A 7,118-nucleotide genomic window follows, 5' to 3' on the forward strand; every position below is an offset into this window, starting at 1 on the left:
TAATGCGATAAGGTTTTTCATGGGTTAATTGAATGTTTCACTTAATCTTTTTACAACAAACTCACTTATCACAATAAGTTATAAGAAAAACGGTTTGTTATAACCCTAGCTCTGTCGATACAATGGTTTAATTATGGCAATCAATGACCATGCGCATGACTGAGAGCGCGTTAAGATCACGCTCAACTCGTTGAATACGAATCCTATCATCGCAGGTCTATTGGCTCACTCTTAATTTATTTTTCTGGAATATGCATGATCCTTCAAACCATTAGCCGCATTCCGTTTTGGCAAAAAGTCTTAGCAGGCTTTATCTTAGGTGCGCTCGTTGGCGTTATTTTAGGTGAAAGCGCTACAGTGCTAAAACCACTCGGAGATCTGTTCATTGGCGCCATTAAGATGTTGGTCGCGCCTTTGGTATTTTGTGCCATTGTCGTCAGTATCACGTCGCTAGGCTCGCAAACTAGCCTGAAACGCTTGAGCCTTAAAACCTTAGGCATGTTCATGCTGACAGGCACGATTGCCTCGCTGATTGGCTTAGCCGTAGGTTCAATGATCGACATGGGCGGCACTATGCAGCTCACGGCAACGGAAGTGCGCGAGCGTAATATTCCCGGTTTTGCACAAGTGTTGCTCGACATGATACCAGTCAATCCTTTCGCCTCACTGGCTGAAGGCAAGGTACTGCAAATTATCGTGTTTGCCGCGTTAGTGGGTATCGCTATCAACAAAGTTGGCGAGAAGGCTGAGCCGCTAAAACGCACCATAGAAGCGGGCGCAGAAGTCATGTTCCAACTGACTCGCATGGTCTTAAAACTCACTCCTATCGGCGTGTTTGGTTTAATGGCTTGGGTTGTCGGTGAATACGGTTTATCGACTCTACTGCCGTTAGGTAAGTTTATCGGGGCTATCTATATTGCCGCCTTTATCCACATCATCTTTGTTTACGGTGGCTTAGTGAAATTTGTCGGTGGTTTAAGCCCACTGCAATTTTTCCGCAAAGCTATGCCAGCGCAGTTAGTCGCCTTTAGTACTTCTTCAAGTTTCGGTACTTTACCTGCGAGTACACGTGCAGTCGAAACCATGGGCGTATCAAAGCGTTATAGCGCCTTTGTTATGCCATTAGGTGCGACCATGAACATGGACGGCTGTGGAGGTATTTACCCTGCGATTGCCGCTATCTTCATCGCGCAGATTTACAATATTCCGCTCGATACACTGGACTATGTAATGATTGCCGTGACTGCAACCGTGGCTTCTGTTGGAACCGCTGGCGTGCCAGGAAGTGCAATGGTGATGTTAACTGTGACCTTAGGTGTGATTGGTCTGCCACTTGAAGGCATTGCCTTTATCGCCGCGATTGACCGTATTATCGATATGATCCGCACGGCAACGAACGTGACGGGCGATATGATGACAGCAGTCGTAATAGGTAAATCAGAAAATGAACTCGATGAAGCGCAGTTCTATTCGAACGATACCCAAGACGTTACACCTGTGAGTTCACAGCAATAATACTGGGTCGAAGCCACTGCGCTAAGCCATCAGTAACATTGCGTAAATTGCGTAAATTGCGTAAATCGCGTAAATTACGCAGATGATGTAAATCAAGAGACCGCTTCGGCGGTCTTTTTTATTATTCAGCAAACAGCCTTTAATCCGTCGGCTTTAAAGCCCCAATCAACTCCAACGATCCTCATCAACTGCAAAATAGGTTACTCAAATAAGATCAAGCTGTTAGACTCTAAAATAACTCTAACTCACATTTTAGCAGAACAGACAATGACGAGACTCTTCCTTATCCCGCTGATCCTATGTTTGTTTTGGGCGTTATTTTTAAAAGCCAACAAACTCACGCTAAAACAAGGCAGACGAGGTTTTATCTACATTATCGGCATAGGTGAAGGGATGATTTTAATCCTCATCACGTTAATGTGGTTAACGGCTTAGAAAAAGGCCAACTCAATACTGAGTTGGCCTTAGTGATAAAACTGAGCTAACGATTGGAATAATAGCGATTGGAATAAGTGTGAAGCTAAACCCGCTCACTTACCGATTAGTTAACCCGATTCAGTTAACCCAAATCGGTTAACTCACTCAGTGATTAACTCCATCAGTTAACCAAGAACAGCAAGTAAAATCCCCGCAGCGACTGCCGAACCTAACACTCCCGCCACGTTGGGCCCCATTGCATGCATCAGCAGGAAGTTATGTTGATTCGCTTCCAACCCTACTTTGTTGACGACTCGCGCCGCCATAGGCACAGCCGACACCCCTGCCGCGCCAATCAGCGGATTCACTTTACCGCCCGACAGCTTACACATCAGCTTTGCCATCAACACGCCCGCGGCAGTTCCAACGCCGAAAGCCAAGGCACCCAATACCAGAATCCCTAAGGTTTCCAGCCGCAGGAATTGATCGGCCGATAACTTAGAACCCACAGCTAACCCTAAGAAAATCGTAACGATATTAATAAGCTCGTTCTGCGCCGTTTTCGATAATCTATCCACTACGCCCGATTCGCGCATCAAGTTACCAAGGCAAAACATGCCCACTAACGGCGTGGCCGGAGGTAAGAAGAGAATCGTTAATCCCAGCACCATCAAAGGGAAAATGATCTTTTCCTTTTTACTGACGTCGCGCAGCTGCTCCATTTTAATTTCGCGCTCAGCTTGGGTTGTCAGTAAGCGCATGATCGGCGGTTGAATAATCGGGACTAACGCCATGTAGGAATAAGCCGCGACCGCAATCGCACCCAATAACTCAGGCGCCAGTTTGGAGGCTAAGAAAATCGCCGTCGGTCCATCGGCACCACCTATAATCGCAATGGCCGCCGCATCCTTCATGGTGAATTCAAAGCCCGGCACTAAGTTCAGCGCTATCGCCCCAATCAGTGTCGCGAAAATCCCAAACTGCGCAGCCGCCCCTAACAACAGGGTTTTAGGATTGGCAATCAAGGCACTAAAGTCGGTCAGCGCGCCGACGCCCATAAAGATCAACAGTGGGAACACCCCAGTCTCAATCCCTACATGATAGGCGTAATACAGCATGCCGCCTTCTTCGGTAAATCCCGCATGGGGAATGTTCGCCAGCACTGCGCCAAAACCAATGGGCAACAATAGCAAAGGCTCAAATCCACGCACGATGGCGAGATACAAGAGCAAAGCGCCCACTGCCATCATCAACACTTGCCCGCCAGTAAAATGGGCAATACCAGTCTCGGCCCAAAAAGCCATTAAACCTTCCATAATGACTCCTACGCCAAGGCCAGTAATTGAGAACCCACAGACACTGAGTCGCCTTCTTTCACCCAGAGCTTAGCGATAATGCCATCGCCCTGAGCACGAATTTCAGTTTCCATCTTCATCGCCTCAAGGATGATCACGACATCGCCTTCACACACTCTATCGCCTTGAGAAACATGCACTTTGAAGATGTTGCCCGACAGCGGCGCGCTCATTTCGAGGCGGATCTCACCATGGTTCGCCGTTGGCGTAGTGCTCGCCGTAGCAGCTTGCACAGCATGAACACTTTGGCCCTGTGGTTGGATTTTCGAGATCTCCCCGCCTGTGGCGACTTCAACTACGTACTCTTGCCCTTCGACAGTCACAGTGTAGGTTTCAGGGCCACGATCCGCAGCATTAGTAGCAAGTGCCGCAGTCAATTCAGGCTTAGGCTCAAAGGCGCTTGGATCGTCACGATTCTTTAAGAACTGCAATCCTATTTGTGGGAAGAGTGCATAGGTCAGCACATCATCGTCATGCTCTGAAGATAGGCGAATGCCTTGTTCCTGCGCTTTATCTGCCAACTCGAGCCGTAACTTAGCCAGCTCCGGCGTTAATAAATCCGCAGGGCGACATGTAATAGCTTCAGCCCCTTGCAAGACTCTGGCTTGCAATGCGGCATCTACTGGCGCAGGCGTCGCGCCATATTCGCCCTTAAGCACGCCTTCAGTCTCTTTGGTCAGTGACTTGTAACGCTCACCCATTAGCACATTAATGACCGCCTGCGAGCCGACAATCTGCGATGTGGGCGTCACTAACGGCAAGAAACCTAAGTCAGCACGTACGCGGGGAATTTCTTCCAATACCAAGTCTATCTTATCGGCCGCGCCCTGTTCCTTTAGTTGGCTCTCCATATTGGTCAGCATGCCACCAGGCACTTGTGCACGTAAGATCCGCGAATCGATGCCTTTCAGCGCGCCTTCAAACTTAGCGTACTTCTTGCGCACTTCACGGAAATAAGCGGCAATCTCCTCAAGCAACACCATATCGTAACCCGTTGCACGCTCAGTATCTTCCACCATAGCGATAACGGTTTCAGTTGCAGTATGTCCATAGGTTTGACTCATCGACGAAATTGCCGTATCGAGCACATCGACACCCGCTTCAATGGCTTTCTGATAAGTGGCCGTACTCAACCCTGTCGTCGCATGACAATGCATAGATAACACGAGTTGGGTCTGAGATTTGAGTCGGCTAATGAGCTCAAACGCTTCCATCGGCTTAAGTAAGCCCGCCATATCTTTGATACACAAAGAATCACAACCCATATCTTCGAGACGTTTTGCCATATCAACCCACGTCTCTATGGTATGCACTGGACTCGTGGTATACGAAATCGTCCCCTGCGCATGGCCGCCAACTTGACGCACTGCTTTCACCGCAGTCTCGAGGTTTCGAACATCGTTCATCGCATCGAAAATACGAAATACATCGACGCCATTGGTATGGGCGCGCTCAACAAAACGCGTGACTAAATCATCGGCATAATGGCGATAACCTAAGAGGTTTTGGCCACGCAGCAACATTTGCTGCGGCGTATTCGGCATGGCCTTTTTCAGCTCACGAATTCGATCCCAAGGATCTTCACCAAGATAACGAATGCAGGCATCAAACGTTGCACCACCCCAAGACTCCAGTGACCAGAAACCGATCTTATCGAGTAGTGGCGCTATCGGTAACATGTCATCAATGCGTAAGCGCGTCGCTAAAATGGATTGATGCGCATCCCGCAAAACGACATCAGTTAAAAATAATGGCTTAGCCACTGCCGTCGTAGAATTAGATACAAAAGTCATACTGCTCCCCATTACTTAATCTGTGAACGATACTGCTTTACCGCCAATGAAATCGCAGCGACCACATTTGGGTCTAAAGGCTTAGCATCCGATTGCGCTACCCTCTGCTGACTTTTAGCATGATTTTTAGCAAAACGTGCAGAGGCAGCATCGACTGCACACCAGCGCGCAACCACATGGATCCCAAGGATTAGTACACTTAAAAATAAATACACTAAGCCCATCCCCAAAAACATAATGCCAACGGCATCCAATAAAGATTGCGTTACATCCTCCATAGCTCCCCCTACCCCTTACTCTCTCAATCCCTATCAACAGTACGATTGCCCCAAACCATCGCTATCGCATCACAAGTTCAACATTCAATCGGTTGAGCGGTTTACAAACTATGGGTCTCTCGTAGACAGACCTATAGCGACCACCACACAAAGAATATTTAAATAAAAAATCACATTCAAAAGCTAATTACTCACACAACAAGAAAGCCAGCTTGAACTCAACCCGCTACAAACATAACCAATTGATAACAAAAACACCATACAGATGTAAATTGGTCTTACCAATATTGAATAAATTCAAAGACAGCCAGTCATTAATCCTCATAAATCGGGCAATTAATTCAATATTCCATAATGAAATACCCACTATGCTGGATTTAAGACGAAATGATGTCCTAGGCTGAAAAATGATTCCTAAATTGAAGACAACGGACATAGGAATAATCCAAGTGAAAAAGTATGCAGATCTCACAATCCAAGTCACTGCTATTTGATTCTGAATGAATATAGAAAGGCATGCCGTTCTGAAGGAATTGATTGAAGAAGAGGAATGGGGTCAATCTAACAAATTAAATCATCCATTTTGACAACTTAGATGTCCCCTTGATACCAACACAAAGCGGTGCTAGAGGCTCAATACGGTTTGTTGTGGAGCGGCTATCTTGAAAGATAAGCCACAGTGCTACCCGAGGTAGACCTTAGGCTCTTAGCTATTCGCAGGATTAATACCAATCGTATTTAATATCTGTTCATTCAGCGGGAATTCAACGCGCTTTAAACAAGGCGAAGGCTTTAAGGCATAGTGGTGCTCTGTCGAAAGCCTTAAACGCAGTATAAAGCGCGTTACCATGCCGTTAACAGTTAGCCGCCCTTCGGCATCCCACTCCCGTGTTGCATTGACTTAAAAGGGAATAACCATTTCCGCGTCAATGCGCCTTGGATTGAGATGACTGTGAGGCAGTGAACTGATTCGATATTTAATGTGATTGGTATAAGCAATAGGACAAGAACGAAATAAGGAAGCCTAGGATCGACAAGGAACTCAGCAATTAAAAAATGAGCTGGTGAGCTGGTGAGCTGGTGAGCTGGTGAGCTGGTGAGCTGGTGAGCTGGTGAGCTGGTGAGCTGGTGAGCTGGTGAGCTGGTGAGCTGGTGAGCTGGTGAGCTGGTGAGCTGGTGAGCTGGTGAGCTGGTGAGCTGGTGAGCTGGTGAGTAAAAATAGTGGGGAAACATACAAGTTGGAAGAAAAATATATCAATTTCTGCAAATTACAGACGCAAAAAAAGCCAGCTTATTCTGCTGGCTTCGTTACATCTCAATGAGATAATTAGGCGCTTGGCGATGACCTACTTTCTTTTATCCCCGAAGGGGATACATGGGGGCGAGTCATCATTGCCTAAAATGCGCAGCATTTTGATGATGTGTCGCGCGGAGCAATGTATTGCGTAGCTGGGGATCCCGCTCAGCGGCGGGTTGACATCGAGATAAGTTTTCGCGAAGCGTATAAACACAAAAGCCCTAGCGGTTTAGGCTAGGGCTTTTGTGTTTATTTGGATGCTTGGCGATGACCTACTCTCACATGGGGAGACCCCACACTACCATCGGCGCGTTTGCGTTTCACTTCTGAGTTCGGGATGGGATCAGGTGGTTCCACAAGGCTATTGTCACCAAGCAAATTCTGTTTATTACCGTGTCCATCTCTGGCTCACGTTAATAATAATTCGGAAAGCTGATTTGCTTTGTTTGAGTTCACACTTCAT

5 protein-coding genes and 1 rRNA gene are annotated in these 7,118 nt (G+C 47.2%); 2 read left to right on the forward strand and 4 right to left on the reverse strand.

The features are described from left to right. The first annotated feature begins 255 nt into the window (after positions 1 to 255). On the forward strand, positions 256 to 1,515 hold the full coding sequence (locus Q4Q57_RS13895; RefSeq protein ID WP_006084953.1) for a dicarboxylate/amino acid:cation symporter: 1,260 nt from the start codon (positions 256 to 258) through the stop codon (positions 1,513 to 1,515). A gap of 267 nt (positions 1,516 to 1,782) precedes the next feature. Then, positions 1,783 to 1,950, forward strand: coding sequence for a hypothetical protein (locus tag Q4Q57_RS13900; RefSeq protein ID WP_006080601.1), 168 nt, complete (start codon positions 1,783 to 1,785; stop codon positions 1,948 to 1,950). A gap of 167 nt (positions 1,951 to 2,117) precedes the next feature. Here Q4Q57_RS13900 and Q4Q57_RS13905 read toward each other — a convergent pair whose 3' ends face one another. The 4 genes from Q4Q57_RS13905 to rrf all read right to left on the reverse strand — a co-directional run bounded on the left by Q4Q57_RS13905 (position 2,118) and on the right by rrf (position 7,030). Continuing rightward, positions 2,118 to 3,248, reverse strand: coding sequence for a sodium ion-translocating decarboxylase subunit beta (locus Q4Q57_RS13905; protein ID WP_259583368.1), 1,131 nt, complete (start codon positions 3,246 to 3,248; stop codon positions 2,118 to 2,120). Between the two features lie 8 nt (positions 3,249 to 3,256). Beyond that, positions 3,257 to 5,080 carry a sodium-extruding oxaloacetate decarboxylase subunit alpha gene (oadA, locus tag Q4Q57_RS13910; protein WP_311891156.1) on the reverse strand — a complete coding sequence of 608 codons (1,824 nt, stop codon included), beginning with the start codon at positions 5,078 to 5,080 and terminating at the stop codon, positions 3,257 to 3,259. Positions 5,081 to 5,091: 11 nt separating this feature from the next. Beyond that, positions 5,092 to 5,358, reverse strand: coding sequence for an OadG family transporter subunit (locus tag Q4Q57_RS13915; RefSeq protein WP_311891157.1), 267 nt, complete (start codon positions 5,356 to 5,358; stop codon positions 5,092 to 5,094). A 1,556-nt stretch (positions 5,359 to 6,914) separates the two neighbouring features. Next, positions 6,915 to 7,030: ribosomal RNA gene (gene rrf, locus Q4Q57_RS13920) — 5S ribosomal RNA — on the reverse strand. Between the last annotated feature and the right edge of the window lie 88 nt (positions 7,031 to 7,118).

Source organism: Shewanella sp. SP2S2-6 (genome assembly GCF_031931965.1).
In the GTDB taxonomy this organism is placed as follows: Bacteria; Pseudomonadota; Gammaproteobacteria; order Enterobacterales; family Shewanellaceae; genus Shewanella; species Shewanella baltica.

Bases quoted from the DNA above. Each gene is read 5' to 3' on its own strand.
- Q4Q57_RS13895 (WP_006084953.1), top strand. From the start codon at position 256: ATGATCCTTCAAACCATTAGCCGCATTCCGTTTTGGCAAAAAGTCTTA.
- Q4Q57_RS13900 (WP_006080601.1), top strand. From the start codon at position 1,783: ATGACGAGACTCTTCCTTATCCCGCTGATCCTATGTTTGTTTTGGGCG.
- Q4Q57_RS13905 (WP_259583368.1), bottom strand. From the start codon at position 3,248: ATGGAAGGTTTAATGGCTTTTTGGGCCGAGACTGGTATTGCCCATTTT.
- oadA (WP_311891156.1), bottom strand. From the start codon at position 5,080: ATGACTTTTGTATCTAATTCTACGACGGCAGTGGCTAAGCCATTATTT.
- Q4Q57_RS13915 (WP_311891157.1), bottom strand. From the start codon at position 5,358: ATGGAGGATGTAACGCAATCTTTATTGGATGCCGTTGGCATTATGTTT.